18 protein-coding genes are annotated in these 19,974 nt (G+C 59.2%); 17 read left to right on the forward strand and 1 reads right to left on the reverse strand.

All coding sequences use genetic code 11. The features are described 5' to 3' along the window. The 5 genes from KVT38_RS10150 to KVT38_RS10170 all read left to right on the forward strand — a co-directional run. Positions 1-760: FGGY-family carbohydrate kinase (locus tag KVT38_RS10150; RefSeq protein WP_254639127.1), on the forward strand; the 760-nt coding region annotated here is incomplete at its 5' end. A 121-nt stretch (positions 761-881) separates the two neighbouring features. Continuing rightward, on the forward strand, positions 882-2,537 hold the full coding sequence (locus KVT38_RS10155; RefSeq protein ID WP_217593599.1) for a glycerol-3-phosphate dehydrogenase/oxidase: 1,656 nt from the start codon (positions 882-884) through the stop codon (positions 2,535-2,537). 103 nt (positions 2,538-2,640) lie between these two features. Next, positions 2,641-3,153 carry a metallophosphoesterase family protein gene (locus KVT38_RS10160; RefSeq protein ID WP_217593600.1) on the forward strand — a complete coding sequence of 171 codons (513 nt, stop codon included), beginning with the start codon at positions 2,641-2,643 and terminating at the stop codon, positions 3,151-3,153. 30 nt (positions 3,154-3,183) lie between these two features. Continuing rightward, positions 3,184-4,653, forward strand: coding sequence for a protein adenylyltransferase SelO (locus tag KVT38_RS10165; RefSeq protein WP_217593601.1), 1,470 nt, complete (start codon positions 3,184-3,186; stop codon positions 4,651-4,653). Positions 4,654-4,906: 253 nt separating this feature from the next. Then, on the forward strand, positions 4,907-6,247 hold the full coding sequence (locus tag KVT38_RS10170; protein WP_217593602.1) for a glucose-6-phosphate isomerase: 1,341 nt from the start codon (positions 4,907-4,909) through the stop codon (positions 6,245-6,247). 87 nt (positions 6,248-6,334) lie between these two features. Here the strand turns inward: KVT38_RS10170 and KVT38_RS10175 are convergent, their stop codons facing one another. Further along, positions 6,335-7,045: an MBL fold metallo-hydrolase gene (locus KVT38_RS10175; RefSeq protein ID WP_254639128.1), complete on the reverse strand. Its 711-nt coding sequence runs from the start codon at positions 7,043-7,045 to the stop codon at positions 6,335-6,337. A gap of 278 nt (positions 7,046-7,323) precedes the next feature. On the opposite strand from KVT38_RS10175, the gene KVT38_RS10180 reads away from it, so the two are divergent. The 12 genes from KVT38_RS10180 (at position 7,324) to KVT38_RS10235 (ending at position 19,939) form a co-directional block, all read left to right on the forward strand. Further along, positions 7,324-8,358, forward strand: a complete 1,035-nt coding sequence (locus KVT38_RS10180) for a Gfo/Idh/MocA family protein (protein WP_217593604.1) — start codon at positions 7,324-7,326, stop codon at positions 8,356-8,358. A 161-nt stretch (positions 8,359-8,519) separates the two neighbouring features. Then, positions 8,520-9,038 carry a DUF3231 family protein gene (locus tag KVT38_RS10185; protein WP_217593605.1) on the forward strand — a complete coding sequence of 173 codons (519 nt, stop codon included), beginning with the start codon at positions 8,520-8,522 and terminating at the stop codon, positions 9,036-9,038. Between the two features lie 15 nt (positions 9,039-9,053). After that, positions 9,054-9,401, forward strand: a complete 348-nt coding sequence (locus tag KVT38_RS10190) for a DUF2512 family protein (protein ID WP_217593606.1) — start codon at positions 9,054-9,056, stop codon at positions 9,399-9,401. Between the two features lie 169 nt (positions 9,402-9,570). Then, complete coding sequence (locus KVT38_RS10195; RefSeq protein ID WP_217593607.1) at positions 9,571-10,068, forward strand: DinB family protein; 498 nt, start codon at positions 9,571-9,573, stop codon at positions 10,066-10,068. 55 nt (positions 10,069-10,123) lie between these two features. After that, a complete protein-coding gene (locus tag KVT38_RS10200; protein ID WP_217593608.1) occupies positions 10,124-11,122 on the forward strand; it encodes a helix-turn-helix transcriptional regulator in 999 nt (332 codons plus the stop codon). After that, entirely contained in the window at positions 11,119-11,421 is a 303-nt protein-coding gene (locus tag KVT38_RS10205) for a putative quinol monooxygenase (protein ID WP_217593609.1), read from the forward strand. The genes KVT38_RS10200 and KVT38_RS10205 overlap by 4 nt, the downstream gene beginning before the upstream one ends. Before the next feature lie 952 nt (positions 11,422-12,373). Then, complete coding sequence (locus KVT38_RS10210; protein ID WP_217593610.1) at positions 12,374-13,708, forward strand: ABC transporter substrate-binding protein; 1,335 nt, start codon at positions 12,374-12,376, stop codon at positions 13,706-13,708. 104 nt (positions 13,709-13,812) lie between these two features. Further along, positions 13,813-14,700: a carbohydrate ABC transporter permease gene (locus KVT38_RS10215; RefSeq protein ID WP_217593611.1), complete on the forward strand. Its 888-nt coding sequence runs from the start codon at positions 13,813-13,815 to the stop codon at positions 14,698-14,700. Next, a complete protein-coding gene (locus tag KVT38_RS10220) occupies positions 14,688-15,530 on the forward strand; it encodes a carbohydrate ABC transporter permease (RefSeq protein WP_368859079.1) in 843 nt (280 codons plus the stop codon). The genes KVT38_RS10215 and KVT38_RS10220 overlap by 13 nt, the downstream gene beginning before the upstream one ends. Positions 15,531-15,567: 37 nt before the next feature. Beyond that, positions 15,568-17,397, forward strand: a complete 1,830-nt coding sequence (locus KVT38_RS10225; RefSeq protein ID WP_217593612.1) for a sensor histidine kinase — start codon at positions 15,568-15,570, stop codon at positions 17,395-17,397. Next, positions 17,391-18,167: a response regulator transcription factor gene (locus tag KVT38_RS10230; protein ID WP_217593613.1), complete on the forward strand. Its 777-nt coding sequence runs from the start codon at positions 17,391-17,393 to the stop codon at positions 18,165-18,167. Before KVT38_RS10225 ends, KVT38_RS10230 begins: the two co-directional genes overlap by 7 nt. A gap of 11 nt (positions 18,168-18,178) precedes the next feature. Further along, complete coding sequence (locus KVT38_RS10235; protein ID WP_217593614.1) at positions 18,179-19,939, forward strand: glycoside hydrolase family 35 protein; 1,761 nt, start codon at positions 18,179-18,181, stop codon at positions 19,937-19,939. The last annotated feature ends 35 nt before the right edge of the window (positions 19,940-19,974 follow it).

Genomic DNA, 19,974 nt, shown 5'->3' on the forward strand with positions numbered 1-19,974 from the left:
CCGCCAAAGCGCGCTGTTCGGGCAAGCCTGCTTCGATAAGGGCATGGTAAAAAACACGTACGGCACCGGGTGCTACATGCTCATGAATACGGGCGCGGACGCGGTGGCGTCAAAGCACGGACTGCTCACCACGATCGCCTGGGGACTCGGAGGCAAGGTGGAATACGCGCTCGAGGGCAGCGTCTTCGTCGCGGGCTCGGCGCTCCAATGGCTGCGGGACGGCCTGCGGATGCTGAAGACTTCGGCCGACAGCGAGACATATGCCGCGCGGGTCGATTCGTCCGAAGGCGTTTACGTCGTCCCGGCGTTCGTCGGCATGGGGACGCCGTATTGGGACAGCGACATGCGCGGCGCGATCTTCGGCTTGACGCGCGGCACGACCAAGGAGCACTTCATCCGCGCGACGCTCGAATCGCTCGCCTATCAGAGCAGGGACGTGCTCGACGCGATGATCGAGGATTCGGGGCTGCCGCTGCGGAAGCTGCGCGTCGACGGCGGGGCCGTCGCGAACGGCCTGCTCATGCAGTTCCAGAGCGACCTGCTGGGCGCGGAGGTCGAGCGTCCTTCCGTCGGTGAGACGACGGCGCTTGGTGCCGCCTATTTGGCGGGTCTTGCGGTCGGCTATTGGCAGAGCAAGCAGGACATCGCGGACAGCTGGCGGCTCGACCGCTCGTTCAAGCCCGCCATGGAGGACGAGGAACGGGAGCGGCTTTATACAGGATGGCAGAAAGCGGTTCGGGCCGCTATGGCTTTCAAATAAACGACAAGTTCATACTTGGTCGGAGAGCAGGAGAAACCACGATATCGGCCGCGCCGCTTGGGCGCGGTCTGCATCATCGTGGTTTTGCTGCTTTATAGACGACAGAAAGAGGGCATCCGGGATGACAAACGTTTTTGCGGCGACGAGCCGAACAGCGAAGCTGGAGGAGATAGATCGCGAGCCATTCGACGTGCTGGTCGTCGGCGGCGGCATTACGGGGGCAGGCATCGCGCTGGATGCGCAGCGAAGAGGGATGAAAACCGCGCTGATCGAAATGCAGGACTTCGCGGCGGGCACCTCGAGCCGGTCGACGAAGCTCGTGCACGGCGGTCTGCGGTATTTGAAGCAGCTCGAGGTGAAAATGGTCGCCGAAGTCGGCAAGGAGCGGGCCATCGTCTACGAGAACGGACCGCATGTTACGACGCCGGAGCGCATGCTGCTGCCTCTCTACGAGGGCGGGACGTTCGGCCGGCTGAGCACGTCGCTCGGGCTGCGATTTTACGATTTTCTGGCGGGCGTGAAGCGGGACGAACGGCGCCGCATGCTGAGCCCTGCGGACACGCTGGCGCTTGAGCCGCTGCTAAAAAAGGAAGGCATGCGCGGCGGAGGTTCGTACGTAGAATATCGAACGGACGATGCGCGCCTGACGATCGAGGTGCTCAAGAAAGCGGCCGAGTCGGGCGCGAAGGCCGTCAATTACGTGAAGGCCGAGCAGTTTCTATACGATAAAAACGGCAAGGCGACAGGCGTACTCGCCCGGGACCTGATCGGAGGGGGCGAATATCGCATCCGCGCGCGCCGGATCGTCAATGCGACCGGGCCCTGGGTGGACGCGCTGCGCGAGCTGGACCGGTCGAAAAAAGGCAAAACGCTACGCCTGACCAAGGGCGTCCATCTCGTCTTCGACGGTGCCCGCTTCCCGCTGCGCCAGGCGATCTACTTCGATACGCCGGACGGCCGGATGGTGTTCGCGATCCCGCGCGACGGCAAGACGTATGTCGGCACGACGGATACCGACTATGCGGGGGATACGGCGCAGCCGCGGGCGATGCCCGAGGACCGGGACTATCTGCTGGCCGCCTGCAACGGCATGTTCCCGCGGCTTGGGCTCGGCGAGCGGGACGTCGAATCGAGCTGGGCGGGCTTGCGGCCGCTTATTTACGAGGAAGGCAAGTCTCCTTCAGAGGTGTCGCGGCGCGACGAGATCTTCGTATCGCCGTCGGGTCTGGTTACGATCGCCGGGGGCAAGCTTACCGGCTACCGCAAGATGGCCGAGACGGTCGTCGACCGTCTGGCGGCATCGCTGCACGCCGACGGAGGCGGGCCGTTCGGTCCGTGCGCGACAAGGGAGCTGCCGATCTCCGGCGGCGACGTCGGCGGCTCCGAACGCTTCGCGGCGTATGCGCGATCGGCGGCAGCGGCCGGTGAAGCTGTGGGCTTGACCTCCGAATCCGCGCTGCGGATCGCAAGTCGATACGGCTCGAACGCCGGAGCCGTGTTCGATCGCATCGCGAATCGGCAGGCCGGTGTCGGCGCCGATCTTTCCGATGAGGCATATGGCATGCTCGCCTACGCGATCGAGGCGGAAATGGCGGTGAAGCCCGTCGATTTCCTGATCAGGAGGACGGGCGCGATGTTTTTCGACATCGGCTGGGTCAGGCAGAACCTTACGGCTGTCGCCAACTGCATGGCGGACGTTATTCAATATACCGAAGCTCAGCGCTCCGCGTATGCGGACGAGGTGGAGCGGGAACTGGCGGCCGTGTCGGACATCTGAACGGCAGCAGCGCCGCAAACCGATTCTCAAACCGTCTTCATGAATGGCCGCGTCTAGGGTAAGATTAATTGAACCGACAAACAGGCAAAGCGAGGAATCGCGCATGAAGATCGTAGTCGTGTCGGATACCCATATGCCGCGAATGAGCAAGCGGCTGCCGGCGGCGCTCCAGAGCGAGCTGCAGGACGCAGCGGCGATTATTCATGCCGGCGACTGGACCCGTTTGACGGTATACGAGACGCTGGCCGCCTATGCGCCGGTGTACGGCGTCGTCGGTAATAACGACGGCCCGGAGATCGCGGCCAAGTTCGGCATGCGTACGCTGCTGACGCTGGGCGGCTGCCGGATCGGCGTCGTGCACGGACATGGGGCCGCGCTGCGGACGAAGACAGAAGCGCATGCCTTAGCGGCGTTTAAAGACGAACGGCCGGACGCGATTGTGTACGGTCATTCGCATATTCCCGTGCTCCGGCGCGACGCAAAAAGCGGTATGCTGATCTTTAACCCGGGCTCGCCGACCGACAAGCGAAGACAGGCTCAATTTTCGTTCGGCATCCTGACGGCGGTCGACGGCAAGCTGAGCGCCAGACATGTTTTTTATTCCGATAAAAGCTAAGCGCAAAATAGGCACGCGAGAGGAGACGTTATGACACATTCCGCAATCACGACAACTGCCGGCTGGCGCTTCGACAACAGCTATTCGCGCCTGCCGTCCTTTTTTTACTCGAAAGTCTCGCTTCATCCGGTGAGCGCGCCCAAGCTGGCCGTGCTTAACGTTCGCTTGGCCGCGTCCCTCGGCTTGAACGAAGAAGCGCTCCGCAGCGAAGCCGGCCTGGCCGTCCTCGCCGGCAGCGCGGCGCCCGAAGGCGCCGACCCGCTGGCGCAAGCTTACGCGGGCCACCAGTTCGGCCACTTGACGATGCTCGGCGACGGACGCGCGCTGCTGCTCGGCGAGCATATCGCGCCGAAGGGCGATCGTGTGGACATTCAGCTTAAAGGCTCGGGCCGAACGCCGTATTCGCGCGGCGGCGACGGACGGGCCGCGCTCGGACCGATGCTTCGGGAATATATCGTCAGCGAGGCGATGCACGGCCTGGGCATTCCGACGACGCGAAGTCTGGCCGTCGCCGCGACCGGGGAGCCCGTCTTTCGCGAGGACGAGCTGCCAGGCGCCGTGCTGACCCGTGTGGCCGCCAGTCATATTCGGGTCGGGACGTTCCAATATGCCGCAGGCGCGGGCGGCGCGGATCAGGTCCGCACGCTCGCCGATTATACGATGCAAAGACATGATCCCGAGCTCGAAGCCGGCGATTATTTATCTTTTCTTCAGGCCGTCGTTCGCCGTCAGGCCTTCCTGATCGCGAAGTGGCAGCTGGTCGGCTTCGTGCACGGCGTCATGAATACGGATAACATGGCGATCGGCGGAGAGACGATCGATTACGGTCCCTGCGCGTTTCTCGATGCGTACGATCCTTCGACGGTATTCAGCTCGATCGACGCGCACGGCCGCTATGCCTACAACCAGCAGCCGCGGATCGCGGCCTGGAACCTGGCGCGGTTCACCGAGACGCTCCTGCCGCTGCTCGACGAAGACGAGGAGCGCGCGGTCGCCTTGGCAGAGGAATCGATTGCCGCGTTTCCGGCATTATTCGAAGCCGCATGGCTGGCCGGCATGCGGGCCAAGCTGGGACTGCAGGACGAGGCGCCCGAAGACGAAGCCCTCGCCCAGGATCTGCTTGCGCTGATGGAAACGCACCGGGCCGACTTCACGAACACGTTCGCGACGTTGTCCTCCGGCGCGGTCGGCGAAGGTCCGTTGTTCGAATCGGAGGCGTTCGCCGGCTGGTTGGTCAGATGGAAGGCCAGAATCGGCGGCTCGGACGATGCAGAAGCAGCCGCGCATGGCTTGATGCGCCGCAGCAATCCTGCAGCAATCGCCCGCAACCACCGCGTTGAAGAAGCGCTGGCGGCGGCCGTCGAAGGCGACGATTACGGCGTCTTGAATCGTTTGGTCGAGACGCTGCGCGACCCGTACGCCTATACGTCAGAGCAGGCCGAGTATGCCGCGCCGCCGGATCCGTCATGCGGCAGATACAGAACGTTTTGCGGCACATGAAGCCCTTCGTCGGCGCGAACACGGGAAACGGCGTCGCTTCCAAGCAGAGCAGCATGCGGATGACATGATTATCAATTAACCGCAACATCCTTGAATAGCGCAAAAGCTCTTCCCCGTCGGAAGGGTTTTTGTGCTTTTTATGGCTGAAGCCATAGATGGCGTCTATGTCGCTTGTCCGATCTCTCAATTACCTTTATGGACGATTTTTGCTTTATAGTGAATCCAGAGCAAGCGACAAGAGGAGGAGAACTCTTTGACCATCCGTTTCGATTACAGCCACGCCCTGTCCTTTATGCAGCAGCACGAGATCGACTATGCCGCCGAATTTGTAGCCGCCGCGCACCGTATGCTTCACGAGAAGCAAGGTCCGGGGTCGGACTACCTTGGTTGGGTGGACCTGCCCGCCGCCTACGACCGGGAAGAATTCGCCCGCATCAAGCAGGCAGCCGCGAGAATACGCGGCAACTCGGACGCGCTCGTCGTCATCGGTATCGGCGGCTCCTACTTGGGCGCCAGGTCCGCGATCGAAGCGCTCTCCCATACGTTCCACAATCAGATGGGAGGCCGCACCCAGGTTTATTTCGCCGGCCAGAACATCAGCTCCACTTATTTGGCGCACCTGCTGGAGCTGCTTGAAGGGAAGGATTTGTCGCTGAACGTCATCTCCAAATCCGGTACGACCACCGAGCCGGCGATCGCCTTCCGCATATTGCGCGATTATATGGAGAAGAAGTACGGCAAAGATGAAGCCCGCAAACGCATCTACGCCACGACGGACGCAGAGAAGGGCGCACTCAAAAAGCTGGCGGACGAAGAAGGATATGAGACGTTCGTCATTCCGGACGACGTGGGCGGACGCTATTCGGTCTTGACTGCCGTCGGCTTGCTGCCGATCGCGGCCGCCGGCCTGGATATCGACCGAATGATGGCGGGGGCCGCGGCGGCAGCGGAAAAGTATGCAGATCCGAACCTTGCCGCCAACGAAAGTTACCAGTACGCGGCCGTCCGCAACGCGCTTTATCGTAAAGGAAAAACGATCGAGCTGCTGGCGAACTTCGAGCCGTCCTTGCACTACGTGTCCGAATGGTGGAAGCAGCTGTTCGGCGAGAGCGAGGGAAAGGATCAAAAAGGGCTGTACCCGGCATCGGTCGACTTCTCGACCGACCTTCATTCCATGGGACAATACGTGCAGGAGGGGCGCCGGGATCTGTTCGAGACGGTGCTCGCCGTGAAGAAGGCGCGCGTTGAATGGACGATCGAGGCGGACGCGGGCAATCTGGACGGCTTGAACTTCCTGGCGGGCATGACGATGGATGAGGTCAACCGCAAGGCCGCGGAAGGTACGCGCCTGGCACATGTGGACGGCGGGGTTCCTAACCTGATCGTCGAGCTGGACGAGCTGAACGAATTCACATACGGGGAAATGGTCTATTTCTTCGAAAAAGCTTGCGGCATCAGCGGCTTGCTGCTCGGCGTCAACCCGTTCGACCAGCCCGGCGTCGAAGCCTACAAGATCAATATGTTCGCGCTGCTGGGCAAGCCGGGCTTCGAAGCGAAAAAAGCCGAGCTGCTCAAACGTCTCGGCAAGGCCTGAAAAAAGAGCTCGTAAGTAAAAGCGGCCGCCTGTCCGACAAGTCATTCCAATGGGATGACTTGTCGGACGGGCGGCCTTTTCATGCGTTTAAGACGGGTTGCCTTCGGCCAGTTCGGCGAGGCGCGCCTTCGCCTCGCCTGGGACCCATCCGCCGTGATAGCAGATCACGCCTTCGATATCGAACGGGAGGAGCTTCCTGAGAGAAGCCAGCGCGGCGGGCATGTCCGGCGTCACGGGCGGGTTGGGGCCCATAAGCTTGCCATTCTTGGCGACCAAGGCGTCACCCGCGATGAGCGTCTTTGATGCGCGGTGGTACAGGCACACATGTCCAGGCGTATGGCCCGGCGTATGGATGACGGTCAATCCGCCCCCGAACGGCAGCGGTTCGCCGTCTGCGAATTCGCGATCCACATTCGGACGAGAAGGGTGGAGAAACGTGCGTTCGAACTGCGCCCGGACTTCATCCGACGCCTGCTGCAAAAGGCCTGCCAGACGCTCCGGCGACATCTTGAGCATCGGCGACTTTCCGTTGATGGCGCCTGCGTCCGCCGGATGCGCGTATACGGTCGCGCTGCTTCCGGTCGCTTCCAGCACGCCGGGCAGACCGCCGACATGATCCAGATCCTGGTGCGTGAGCAGGATCGCATTGAGCGGCCGATCTCCGACGCCGGCTTGCTTTGCGAGCTCGACGATCGCCGCCGCCGATCCCGGCATACCGGTGTCGATCAGCGTCCACGAGTCTTCGTCGATGAGGATCGTCGGATGGACCGTCATCGGGCCCAGATTTAACGCAAGCATTTCGATTCCTTCGGCGATTCGCATGTTCGCGCCGGGCCGTCTTCGCGGCTTGCTAACGGCGGCTCCCGGCTCCCTCCGTTTTCCATATGGATAAAACCAATGAGTTCAATATAAAACCGGGGCGGTTCAAAGTCAAAAAGACAACGTTCAAATGATACAATACCGTATAAAATGAACCGAATTTGCAATCGAACGGCCGGCTATCGCAGTCTAAAATAAAGGAGAAAGACACAAGCTTGAATGAACCATAATCGAAGCTAAAAGGGGAATATGGAATCATGTTGAAGGTTGGCGTTATCGGCACGGGCGGCATTTTTAAATTCGCGCATTTGCCGGGCTGGTTGTCTCACAAGGAAGTGGAGCTCGTTGCGTTTTGCGACGCCTTTCGCGCTTCGGCCGAGTCTGCGGCGCTCGCTTTTCCCGGCGCAAAGGTATATGAAGATTACCGCGAGCTGATCGCGGATCCGTCGATCGACATCGTCGGCATCAGCACGCCGAACCTGTACCACTCGGAGATCGCGATCGCGGCACTGCGCAAGGGCAAGCATGTGTTCTGCGAAAAGCCGGACGCGGTCAACGCCGATGAAGCGCAAAAAATGGCGGACGCCGCGCGCGAATCGGGCAGGCTGCTGATGACGATGCGCAACAACCGCTTCAGCGAGGAGGCCAAGTTCATCAAGCGGCTCATCTCGCAAGGGCACCTTGGCGAAATGTACATGGGCCGATGCGGCTGGATTCGCCGCAGGGGCATTCCCGGACGCGGCGGCTGGTTCACGACGAAGGGACTGTCCGGCGGCGGCCCGCTGATCGACCTGGGCGTCCACATGATCGACATGGCGATGTGGACCGCGGGCAATCCGAAGCCGGTCACCGTATCCGGCTCCACGTATCGCAAGTTCGCCGACCGTCCGGACGCCTCCGGCAACGTGCCCGAAGGTACGTTCGACGTCGAGGATCTGGCCGCAGGCTTTATCCGCTTCGACAGCGGCGCCTCGCTTCAAATCGAATTCAGCTGGGCTTCGAACATCGAAGAGGAGCAGAAATTCCTCGAGTGGCGGGGCACGGAGGGCGGCTTCAGCCTGATCAACGACAAGCTGAAGCTGTATACGGAAAAGGAAGGCGTGCTGATCGACGAACAGCCGAAGTTTCCAGAGGCGTCCGTTCCGCAGCATACGGCCAACATCCGTCACTTCATCGAATGCGTGCTCGGTCGCGAGACGCCGATCTTCCTGCCGGAGCATGGCGTGGATATGATCAAGATTTTGTCCGCGATTTACGAATCCGCCGAGCGCGGTCAAGAAATCAAACTGTAACGGTGCGGCTTTGCAAGTCCCGTTTTCCGATCGCCCATCTATCCCCCGTTTTTCGCCTCGCGGCGAAAAACGGGGGATTTTGCTGCCGAATGCCCGATGTTCGATTGGGGCAAATTAAGCGAGGTCCGATCTCAATCATACTCCGGGAGTGAAGCGCAGAAATGGGAATCTTGAGCGGCAATCCTAAGAACGAGCCACTGCACTATGGCGAAGTGTTCGACATTTGGGCGGCAGCGGTGGCGGCCAAAGGCTGCATCTCCGGTTATCGGGCGTTTAAGCAGCATGCCGGAGATCGCGATCTAAAAAAGATCATCGATCAATGCATCGATCAGGCGGAGCTCGAAGCTAGCGAGTGCGACAAGCTGCTGAAGAGCAACGGGCTCGTGCCCCCGCCGGACCTTCCGCAGCGCCCGGAAGCGAAGCTGGAAGAAATTCCGCCCGGCGCACGCTTCTCCGACATGGAGATCGCCGCGACCCTCTCGGCGGACATGGCGGTCGGATTGGTCGCCTGCAGCCAGACGATGGGCAAGGCGATCCGAGAAGACGTAGGCGCGCTTTTCGGCAAATATCATACCACCAAGGCAGCGATCGGACTGGGCTTGCTTCGATTGAGCAAAGAAAAAGGCTGGCTCGTACCGCCGCCGCTGCAAGTCCAGCGCCCTGAGGCGGTTCACGCCTAAAGAAGGAGGCACGCCATGAAGTTCGTTCTCAAGTGGCTCTTGAACGGCGTTATCGTGACGACTTTGCTCATGTACTATTCCAACGCTTCGTTCCTTGGTGCCGCGACGACAGCGACGATTCTTACGATTATCGCGTATGTGCTGGGCGATCAGATCGTTTTGCGGTCCACCAACAATATGATCGCGACCGTATCCGACGGCATCCTCGCTTATCTCGTGCTGTGGATCGCCGCGTACGCGATGAAATGGACGATCAGCCCGGGAGAAATTTTCGTCATCGCGCTCATTACAGCCGTCGCCGAATTTTTTATTCACCGCTACGTGTTTCAGGCCGGAGCGTCTTATGAGCGCCAGCGCGCTTAACCGACACGCCGAATATCGTGAATCTCCGACTCGTTTTCTGACCGTTAAATCGCTTAAACCCGCGCCTTGGCGCGGGTTTTTCATTTTCTTAAAAATCACTGACCGTTTCTGTCAGCGACCAAGGCTTATACTTCGGATTGTAAAAACAAACGATCTTGGAGGTATGCTTATGTTCGCATCGATCGCCGATTTTGTGGAAGAGTGGAAGCGCGAAGCCGATATGACGGCCGGCTTGCTGGATTCGCTGACGGATGAATCGCTGAGAGTCCGGATCGCCGATGAGCGGCGTTCGTTAGGCGATTTGGCGTGGCATTTGATCTCTTCGATTCAATTCATGAACGCGCTCGGCCTGTCGTTCGAGGGCGCTGACGATGGGGATGGCGCAAGCCGTCAGGCCTCGGCGCTGGCGCGGGATTACCGGTCGATCAGCGATCGCTTTATCGACGCGATTAGAAGGCAATGGACCGACGCCAATCTGACGGACCGGGTAGAGATCGCGGGAGAGTCGTGGAGCAACGGCGATTCGCTCCGTTTTGCGCTCATGCACCAAGCGCATCACCGCGGACAGATGACCGTCTTGATGAGACAAGCCGGTCTTCGGCCGCCGGGTCTGTACGGACCGACCTACGAGAGCTGGATCGAGCAAGGCGTGGCGCCGCGCGCTTGATTGACTTACAATAAGACGCAAGCAGTTCATCTCTGTATGGGAAGCGGGTAGGGCGATGACAAAGGCGGATAACATGCTGTCGATCTTGTGGATGCTGCGAGCCGGGACGCGCAAGACCGCAAAGCAGCTCGCGGAAGCGCTCGATATTCATGTGAGGACCGTCTATCGGTGCATCGATTCGCTCTGCGCAAGCGGCGTGCCGATCGTCGCTGAATCGGGGCCGAACGGCGGATACACGATTCTGAGCCGATTCGCCGACTCCCCGCTTATCTTCGATCCCGAGGAGCAGAAGGGACTGGTCCACGCCGCGATATTCGCCAAAGAAGCGGGCTATCCGCATTCCGACGCGCTCGACCGCGCGACGGACAAGCTGAAGCGGTATGCGAACGAAGCGCAGCTGGAGGCGCTGGAACGGCACGGCGTCGGGCTGTCGGTCATCTACCCGCCGTTGGACGGCGCATACCGATCGTACTTGCAGGAGCTGGAGCAAGCTGCCGGACAAGGACGCACGCTGGAAATGACGTACGACAAGGGCAGAGGAGAGCCTTCTCCTTCGCGCCTGTTCGATCCGTACGGCATCGTCTATTGGAAAGGCAGCTGGTATGCGGTCGGACATTGCGGATATCGGGAGGAAGTCAGAAGCTTCCGTGTCGACCGCATACGCGAGCTTCGGCAGACGGACAGAAGCTTCGAACGTCCGGCTTCCTTTTCCGCGAAGGACTATTTGCTCGGCCAGCTGCTTCGCGATTCGGCGGATCAAGCAGCGTGGGAGACGGTGCGAATCCATAGTCAGGAGCAGGTGCTGAACGAACTGTGCCGGCATTGGCTGTTCGGACATGCGCTCACCTGTCGCGAGCCGGAATCGGCGACTTTTAAGCTGGAGCGTTCGACGCTGGAGACGTACGTGCCTTATTTTTTAATGCCGTACGGCACGGCCTTGCGGATCGAATCGCCGCTGCTCGTCCGGCGAATGCGGGAGGCCTGTTCCCGGCTGCTCGCCCACTACGAAGCGGTGGTGCCAACGAACGATACAAGAGAGGGAGATGACGAATGAGCAAATTCGCGATGTTCGGAAAATTGACGGCCGTGCCGGGGAAACGCCAGGAGCTCGCCGCCATGATGCTGTCTTCGGGCGATACGTTAAGCGGTATGGAAGGGTGCATCTATTATATTATTCACGAGGCGGAGGAAGAGCCCGACGTCTTGTGGATCACCGAGCTGTGGGAGAGTCGGGAAGCCCACGCCGCCAGCCTGCAAAACGAGCAGGTACGCGAGCTGATCGGCCGCTGCCGGCATCTGATTGCGGATGCGGGAGGCATCAAGGTCAAGCCGCTGGGCGGCATCGGATTTTAAACGTTTATTGCGTTCCTGAGCGAAGGGGATATCGTTAAAACCTTGGAAGGCGATGAGCCGTTCAAGGTTTTTCGACTTGTGCGAACCGTATAAAATTACGGAAAAAACGCAGGCTACACTGGCTAACCTTAAGACAACAATAGGCCGGAAGGTAAACGTATCGGGCGTAGGCCGTAGGGGACACACGCAGAAATCGCCGCCGGGAGCGGAATTACAAGGAAAAACCGCGCAACTCCAATCGTAACCGACTCCCGAATGGAATTACACGGAAAAACCGTACATCTCCCATAGTTACCGCCACCGGGTGCGGAATAGCACGGAAAAACTGTACAACTCACGCAGAAATCGCCGCCGGGAACGGAATTACAAGGAAAAACCGCGCAACTCCAATCGTACCCGTCTCCCGAATGGAATTACACGGAAAACCCTTGCAACTCCCTTGCAACTCCCTTGGTGACTATCTCCGGGAGCAGAATTATAATGAACAACCGTGCAAGTCCAATGTCGATAAGCGCAAATGGGCACTAACGTGGTATCTGAGACGCTCCGAACGGTGCAGATAAGCGCATTTAGACACTATTGCCGCAACTTTGACACTCCGAACGGTGACGATAAGCGCAAATGGGCGCTAACGCCGTCCTAAGGCCAACTGGACCGACGTTCCTGTAAAAACGGCCCCTCCCGGACGCGGCCGGGCTGCATAACGCGATAGGGACAAGGATAGCAGTGGGCCGCTCACGTAATAAAACATAACATAAACCGAACAAATTCTCAGGTATCCGCTTTCACCAATAAATGTAAGCGAGCGCAAAACATCTTTTCATTGTCGATTCCGGACAATAGGCAAAAATAAGCTAATAAAAACAATTTACGACCATTTGAATGTGATTTAAATTTACATACTATGAGGTTAGGCCAGAACAACAAGCAGAAACGGGGAGAGATACGAGAGATGAAAAAAAATGTAGCGGCAACAATGGCAATGGCACTGGGCGTCGGACTGCTGGCAGGCTGCGGAAGCGCGAATAACGACGACGCGAACGCTTCGGCATCTGCATCCGCACCTGCGGCAAGCGCATCCGGATCCGCAGCGGCAAGCCCTTCCGGCTCCGCATCGAGCGGAGAAGCGGGAGCTGGCGACCTGAAGGGCACGATCACCTGGGCGACGCACCGTACCGAGCTGGTCGATACCGACCTGAAGAAGTATGTGGATGCGTTCGAGGCAAAGTACCCGGGCACGGAGGTCAAGATCGAAGGCCTCAAGGATTACGAGCAAACGATCCGCGTGCGCATGGCGGCGAACGAGCTGCCGGACGTGCTGTCGCTCGTCGAGACGACGAAGTCGGACCTGCCGAAGTTTTACGAGCCGCTTGACGATCTCGGCCTCACCGACAACATCTACTTCAAAGACTACAACTCCTATGAAGGCAAGCTTTACGGCATTACGCAGCAGGTAGCGATCAACGGTCTGCTCTACAACAAGCAAGCGTTTGAAAAAGCCGGCATTACCGCGCCGCCAAAAACGCTGGACGAGCTGTACGCGGATGCGGACAAGCTGAAGGCTGCGGGCATCGTCCCGATGGCGACGGCTTTCAAGGATGCCTGGACACTGCAATATTGGACGGATCCGGCTGAGTTCATCTACGGCAGCACGAACCTGCGCAACGACAAGATCAACTCGGATGCGCCGTTCACGGTGGACGGACCTTACGGTCAAGGCCTCGGCATTCTGAAAAATTTGTTCGACAAGGGCGAGCTGGAGAAGGACGTATACTCCGCAACATGGGACCAAACGCAAAAGGATCTTGCTTCGGGCAAGGCTGCCATGATGTACATCGGCAACTGGGCGATCTCGAATCTGATCAGCAACGGTCTGCCGCTTGAACAAATCGGCTTCGCGCCGCTGCCGTACGACAACAGCGGCACGGTCAAGGGCATGATGCGCAACGACTGGGCATACGCCGTCAGCTCGACGAGCAAAAACAAGCCGCTGGCCAAAGCGTTCATCAAGTTCATGATCGAGGAGTCCGGCGACTATGCGGATCACATGATCATCTCGCCGCTGAAGGACCAGCAGCAAGACCTGGCGCCGATCGCAGACTTCATGGCGAACAAGCCGGAAATGCTTGAAGCCCAGGCACCGAGCGAGCAAGTGACCGCCGTCGAGAACAAGATGCAATTCGACACGTTCAAGTTCATCCAGGAAGTGACCGTCGGCAAAATGCAGACCGTGTTCGACAGCTACAATAAAAAATGGAAAGCAGCGAAAGCAGCCGTCGCGAAGTAATCTGGCGACAGGCTCCGCCGCTCGATCCGACCGACAAAACGGATGGCCGGTCCGCGCCGTCCGTTTTGTCGTCTCTCGGGGGCGGATGAAAGGAGTTGAAACGGATGACCGATCGTCTATCGTACGCTAAACAGAAAAAAATGCTGATCATCCTGTTCTTGCTGGTTCCGATCGCGCTGCTGGCGATGTTCGCGCTGTATCCGGCGCTTTATCTGGTCTACCTCAGCTTCATGAGCTGGGACGGCTTCAGTCCGGAAAAAACATGGGCCGGCGTCGACAATTATAAGGAAGTGTTCGCGAACAAAGAAGTATGGGCGGCGTTCCTCCACAATCTCGTCTACCTCGGATGGGGTCTTTTCCAAAATGCGCTCGGCTTGTTTTTCGCGCTGCTGCTCAATTCGCAGCTCAAAGGCCGCAACGCCTACCGGGTCATGCTCTTCATGCCTTATATTATGAACGGCGTAGCGGTCGCTTACATGTTCAACTACGTCTTTAATTCGGAGTACGGCTCGTTCAACACGCTGCTGCGCAGCGTCGGGCTCGATTCGCTCGCCATCAGCTGGTTCGGCTCTCCGCATGCCGTTAACCACGTGCTCGGCTTCATCACGCTGTGGAAGTTCATGGGTCTTAACATGGTCATTTATCTGGCAGCCCTTCAGTCGGTTCCGTCGGAAATCATCGAGGCCGCGCGCATGGACGGCGCGTCCCGCCTGCAGATGTCGCTGCGCGTCGTCCTGCTGAATATTACGAAGGTCATCGAGCTGAACCTGTTCCTGACGATCATCGGTACGCTCGAGATTTTCGACCTGCCGTTCATTCTGACGGGCGGCGGACCGCTCGGCGCCAGCGAGACCTTCCTGACCAAGACGATCGATACCGCGTTCAAGTTCAACAACTTCGGCATGGCCTCCGCGATGAGCGTCACCTTGATCGTCGCCGTCATCGTCGTGCTTAGCATCCAGCGTTTTGCGACCAGGAGGTGGTCGGATTGACCGGGGCGAAGTTTAGACCGTTTTCCGTCGTCAAGCACGCGATCCTGTGGATCGCCGTCGCCATGATCCTTTTCCCGCCGTCTATCCTGGTGCTGAACGCCTTCAAGAGCAAAACCGAGTTTTCGCAGACGAGCGTGTTCAAGCTGCCTGCGAGCTTCCTGAACTTCGACAACTTCGGCACGGTCATGACGAGAGCGCATCTGGACCGCGCGTACCTGAACACACTGACGATCATCGTCGTGGCGGTCATCGGCAACGTGCTGCTCGGGACCATGGTGGCTTATATTCTCGGTCGCTTCGACTTCAAGCTGAAAAAGACGGTCATGGGCGCCTATATCGCCGTATCGTTCGTGCCGACGATTACGACGCAGGTGGCGACGTTCACCGTCGTCCACAACCTGCATCTGTACAACACGATCTGGGCTTCGATCGTGCTGCACTTGGGCACGAGCGTCCTGCAGCTGTTCATTTATTTGCAGTTCCTGCACAACATTCCGCGGGAGCTGGACGAGGCGGCCATGATGGAGGGGGCATCCCTGTTCCGCATTTACCGCACGATCATCTTCCCGCTGCTGACGCCCGCGACGGCGACGATCGTCATCATCAAGACGATCGACATTTACAACGACATGTTCATTCCTTATTTGTACATGCCCGCGCAGAAGCTGGCCGTCGTATCCACGAGCCTGATGAACTTCTCCTCGGAGCGCAGCACGGAGTGGGAGCTCATGTCCGCGGCGATCCTGATGATCATGGTGCCGATCGTCGTCATTTACCTGTTTTTCCAACGCTACGTGTTTGCCGGGATTATAAACGGTGCAGTAAAATAGCTGTACTCGCATAGGCAGACACGGAGGGGTACGAAGGATGAGAGGAAGCATTAAGGGAGCGGCCGGCAAAATAGGAGAGCGGTTGTGGCTCGCGTTCGCCAATCTGAGCATGCAGCAGAAGCTGCTGATCGTTTTCCTGACGCTGGTCTGTCTTCCGCTGGTCATGATCAGTTACGCTTCCTCTTATTATTATACGAAGTCGATTAAAGCGAATACATCCGCATACGGCACCGAGATGACCTCTAAAATGCTGCAAAAGCTGGACGACTACGTGACCGACCTTTACAACATGTCCGCCATGCCGCTCTACAACAAAGACTTCCTGAACTGGCTGGCCGATCCGGAGACTTCGCTCGAAAAGTCGCGCGGTATGGATTTGTACATTACAAATCTGAACAAGATCAAGCCGGACACGGTGTCCGTCTACGTGTTCGACAACTACGGAACGGTCACGCTGAACGTGAAGACCGGCGGTAAACGCAACAACCTCGATCAGGTGAGAAACGAATGGTCGCAAATCGCGGCGCAGGGAGACGGCAGACCGATGCTCGTCAGCACGCAGGAGGTATCGACGGGCAAAGAGGCGTATTACGCGTTCTCCGTCATCCGCGAGCTGAAGCAGACGAAGGACCTGAGCCCGATCGGCTTCATCGTGTTCGATACGAATATTACGGCGATCAAGCGTCAGATCGAGGATTTCGATCAGGTGACCAAAGGCAAGACGGTGCTCGTCGACGACCGCGACCGCGTCGTGTTCGACAGCGAAGGCCAGCTGACGACGCGCGATCTGTCCGCCGACGCCTCGATCCGGCAGGCGACCGGGAACGAGGGCTCCTTTCCCTACGAGATGGACGGAAAAAAGTATATTACGACGTACGCCAAATCGTCGCTCACCGGGTGGAAGATGTTCGTCTATATTCCGATGGCGGAGGCGACCCGGCAGGCGACGGTGACGCGCAATGTGACGCTGCTCACGTCGGCCGGCTTCGTCCTGGCGGCGCTGCTCATCGCCATCGCGATCTCGTACGCGCTGACGCGGCCGCTCAGCAAGATCAAGCTGCTGATGCAGGAGGTTCAGACGGGCAACCTGGACGTGAGCTTTAATCAAAAATATCGCGACGAGGTCGGCTTGCTCGGACGTCACTTCAACATAATGGTGACCCGTATCCGCGATCTGCTCGAGGAAGTGAAGGAGACGCAGACGCGCAAGAAGGAAGCCGAATACGCCGCCCTGCAGAGCCAGATCAATCCGCACTTCATCTACAACACGCTTGAGACGATCCGGATGAAGGCCGAGCTTAACGACGACGAGGAAGTGGCCGACATGACGTTTACGCTCGGCAAGCTGCTCCGCTACGGCGTCAATCACGGCGAACAGCGGGTATCGATCGCGGACGAGCTCGAGCATTTGTACAATTACGTTGTCCTGCAGAACATGCGGTTCTCGAACAAGTATACGCTGATCGTCGATATTCCCGAACGGGATCTCACGCTTCCGTCGATCAAGCTTATGCTGCAGCCGGTCGTGGAAAACGCCATTCACCATGCTTTCAAGCAGCGGACGGGACCGGGCACGATCCGGATCGGCATCAGGCACGAAGGGGAGCTGTGCATCATTGCCGTGGCCGACGACGGCAGCGGGATGAGCGAGACCCAGCTAAAGGAAATTCGGGACCATGTATATGGGCAGCGTCCGCTTGCGGTCGCAGGGAGAGGGATCGGACTGCGCAACGTGCATGAGCGGATCAAAATGCAATTCGGGGAAAGCTACGGGCTTCGCGTTGACAGCCGGCCAGGCGAAGGGACGACGGTGGAGCTCGCCATTCCGGGCCGTCAGGACGAAGAGGAGGCGGATGAACGATGTTGAAGGTGATGATCGTCGACGACGAGGAGCATATCCGGCTCGGCATCGCGAAAATTTTGTCCAGGTACCCGGGCGGACTTGAGATCGTCGGGCAGCATGCCAACGGGCTGGAGGCGATGCTCCGCCTGCCGAACATGGAGCCGGACGACCTGGACGTCATCATTACCGACATCGAGATGCCGATGCTGGACGGCCTGCGCTTTATCGAACAGGCGAAGGCGAAGCTGCCCGACGTGTCGATCGTCATGCTGAGCGGCTACAACGACTTCGAATATGCCCGCAAGGCGATGCGGGCGGGGGCGGCCGACTACTTGCTCAAGCCGATGGACAAGGTCGAGGTGTTCAAGCTGCTCGACCGCTTCGCGGCACAGAAGCGCGAGCGCCTGGGCGACGCCGACGAAACGCCGATGCAGCGTGGCGCGGGCGCCGCTCCGCCGGCCGAAAGCGTCTCGACGGCGGATCGAATCTGCCGCTTGATCGATCAAGAATACAACAAGGAGATCGATCTGTCTTACATTGCGGACAAGGTCGGCTTCAACGCGAGCTATATCAGCAAGCTGTTCAGCCGCGAGAGGGGAGAGACGATCACGGACTATTTGAACCGGGTGCGCATCGACAAGGCGAAGCAGTTTTTGCGCGACCACCCGAGCCTTAAAGTTTACGAGATTGCCCATATCGTCGGCTACGGCGACAAGATTTATTTTCAGAAGCTGTTCAAACGAACGGTCGGCGTCACGCCCAACGAGTACCGGGGCGGGAAGGCCGACGGCTAGGAGCGATCTTCATGGCTACATTCGCGATCCGAGGCGACGGCTTCGTGTACGACGGCGAGCCGATGCGCATCATCAGCGGCGCGATGCACTACTTCCGCATCGTGCCGGAATATTGGGAGGATCGGCTGCGCAAGCTTCGCGCCTGCGGCTTTAATACGGTCGAGACGTACATTGCCTGGAACCTGCACGAGCCGAAGGAAGGCGAATTCCGATTCGACGGCATCGCCGACGTGGAGCGCTTCGTACGGCTGGCGGGTGAGCTCGGCCTGCACGTCATTTTGCGGCCAAGCCCCTATATATGCGCCGAATGGGAATTCGGCGGACTGCCGTCCTGGCTGCTCGCCGAGCCGGACATGCGGCTGCGGTGCAGCCATCCGGTCTACCTGTCGAAGGTAAAGGCGTATTACGACGAGCTGCTGCCGCGGCTGAAGCCGCTGCTTTGCACGTCGGGCGGTCCCGTCATCGCGCTGCAGATCGAAAACGAGTACGGCAGCTACGGGAACGATAAAAATTATTTGAATTTTCTAAAATCCGAGCTCGAAAACGGCGGCATGGACGTATTGCTGTTCACGTCCGACGGCTCGGAGGACTATATGCTCCAGGGAGGCACGCTGCCCGGCGTCCTCGCCACGCTGAACTTCGGCTCGAAGCCCGAGCAGGCGTTCGCCAAGCTGCGCGAATACCGGCCCGAAGGACCGCTCGTCTGCATGGAATACTGGAACGGCTGGTTCGACCATTGGGGCGACGAGCATCACGTGCGCGGCTTCGCCGACGTGGTCGACGTGCTTGACCGCATCCTGGCGGCGGGCGCTCCGGTCAACTTCTACATGGTCCACGGCGGGACGAACTTCGGCCTCTACTACGGGGCGGATCACATTGAGCATTACGAGCCGACGGTGACGAGCTACGACTATAACGCACTGCTGTCCGAGTCGGGAGAGCCGACGGACAAGTACTGGGCGATCCGAGAGGTGATCGGCCGCTACGCGGAGCTGCCGGAGGAACCGCCCGCGACGCCAGCGAAGCGAAGCTACGGCACGGTGCTTATGGATGAGCGCGTGTCGCTGTTCGATGCGTTCGATTCGCTCGGCGGCGCCGTGCAGTCGGTCGTTCCCGAGACGATGGAGCGGCTTGGCCAGGACTACGGCTTCATCTGGTACGAGACGGACGTCAGCGGACCGCAAACGGACTGCGAGATTATGCTGCAGGAAGTGCGCGACCGCGCGACCGTATACGTCGATGGCGCCTACTGCGGCACGGTCGAGCGTTGGAGCGGCGACGATTCGGTGAAGGCGGACATTCCGGCGGGTGGCGCGAAGCTCGGCATTCTGGTTGAAAATATGGGCCGCATCAATTACGGCGCGAAGCTGCGCGACCCGAAAGGCATTACCGAGGGCGTTAAAGCGGGCGCGAAGCTGTACCATCAATTCCTGTTCGGATGGACGATGCGCTGTCTGCCGCTGGACGACTTGTCCGGCCTGCGATTTGCGTCAGTAATCGGGGAAGCGCAAGCGGAGGAGCCCGCCTTCTACCGCGGATTTTTCGAGGCGGACGAAGAGCGGGACACTTTTTTGAAGCTGGATGGCTGGAAGAAGGGCGTCGCCTTCGTGAACGGCTTCAACCTCGGACGCTACTGGGAAAAGGGTCCGCAAAAAACGCTGTACGTGCCCGGTCCGCTGCTGCGAAAAGGGATGAACGAGCTCGTCGTCTTCGAGCTGCACGGAACATCTTCGCCGCGCGTGTCGCTTCAGGACAAGGCGGAACTCGGATAATGCCGCCCTATGTCGCGCGGACGGCTACGAGCTGA

Origin of the sequence: Cohnella sp. GbtcB17, assembly GCF_019091135.1 — a bacterium.
In the GTDB taxonomy this organism is placed as follows: Bacteria; Bacillota; Bacilli; order Paenibacillales; family Paenibacillaceae; genus Cohnella.

Coding starts and splice junctions, on each gene's coding strand:
- KVT38_RS10190 (WP_217593606.1), top strand. CDS start 9,054: ATGAAGTTCGTTCTCAAGTGGCTCTTGAACGGCGTTATCGTGACGACT.
- KVT38_RS10195 (WP_217593607.1), top strand. CDS start 9,571: ATGTTCGCATCGATCGCCGATTTTGTGGAAGAGTGGAAGCGCGAAGCC.
- KVT38_RS10205 (WP_217593609.1), top strand. CDS start 11,119: ATGAGCAAATTCGCGATGTTCGGAAAATTGACGGCCGTGCCGGGGAAA.
- KVT38_RS10215 (WP_217593611.1), top strand. CDS start 13,813: ATGACCGATCGTCTATCGTACGCTAAACAGAAAAAAATGCTGATCATC.
- KVT38_RS10230 (WP_217593613.1), top strand. CDS start 17,391: ATGTTGAAGGTGATGATCGTCGACGACGAGGAGCATATCCGGCTCGGC.
- KVT38_RS10155 (WP_217593599.1), top strand. CDS start 882: ATGACAAACGTTTTTGCGGCGACGAGCCGAACAGCGAAGCTGGAGGAG.
- KVT38_RS10200 (WP_217593608.1), top strand. CDS start 10,124: ATGACAAAGGCGGATAACATGCTGTCGATCTTGTGGATGCTGCGAGCC.
- KVT38_RS10235 (WP_217593614.1), top strand. CDS start 18,179: ATGGCTACATTCGCGATCCGAGGCGACGGCTTCGTGTACGACGGCGAG.
- KVT38_RS10180 (WP_217593604.1), top strand. CDS start 7,324: ATGTTGAAGGTTGGCGTTATCGGCACGGGCGGCATTTTTAAATTCGCG.
- KVT38_RS10210 (WP_217593610.1), top strand. CDS start 12,374: ATGAAAAAAAATGTAGCGGCAACAATGGCAATGGCACTGGGCGTCGGA.
- KVT38_RS10175 (WP_254639128.1), bottom strand. CDS start 7,045: ATGCTTGCGTTAAATCTGGGCCCGATGACGGTCCATCCGACGATCCTC.
- KVT38_RS10185 (WP_217593605.1), top strand. CDS start 8,520: ATGGGAATCTTGAGCGGCAATCCTAAGAACGAGCCACTGCACTATGGC.
- KVT38_RS10165 (WP_217593601.1), top strand. CDS start 3,184: ATGACACATTCCGCAATCACGACAACTGCCGGCTGGCGCTTCGACAAC.
- KVT38_RS10225 (WP_217593612.1), top strand. CDS start 15,568: ATGAGAGGAAGCATTAAGGGAGCGGCCGGCAAAATAGGAGAGCGGTTG.
- KVT38_RS10160 (WP_217593600.1), top strand. CDS start 2,641: ATGAAGATCGTAGTCGTGTCGGATACCCATATGCCGCGAATGAGCAAG.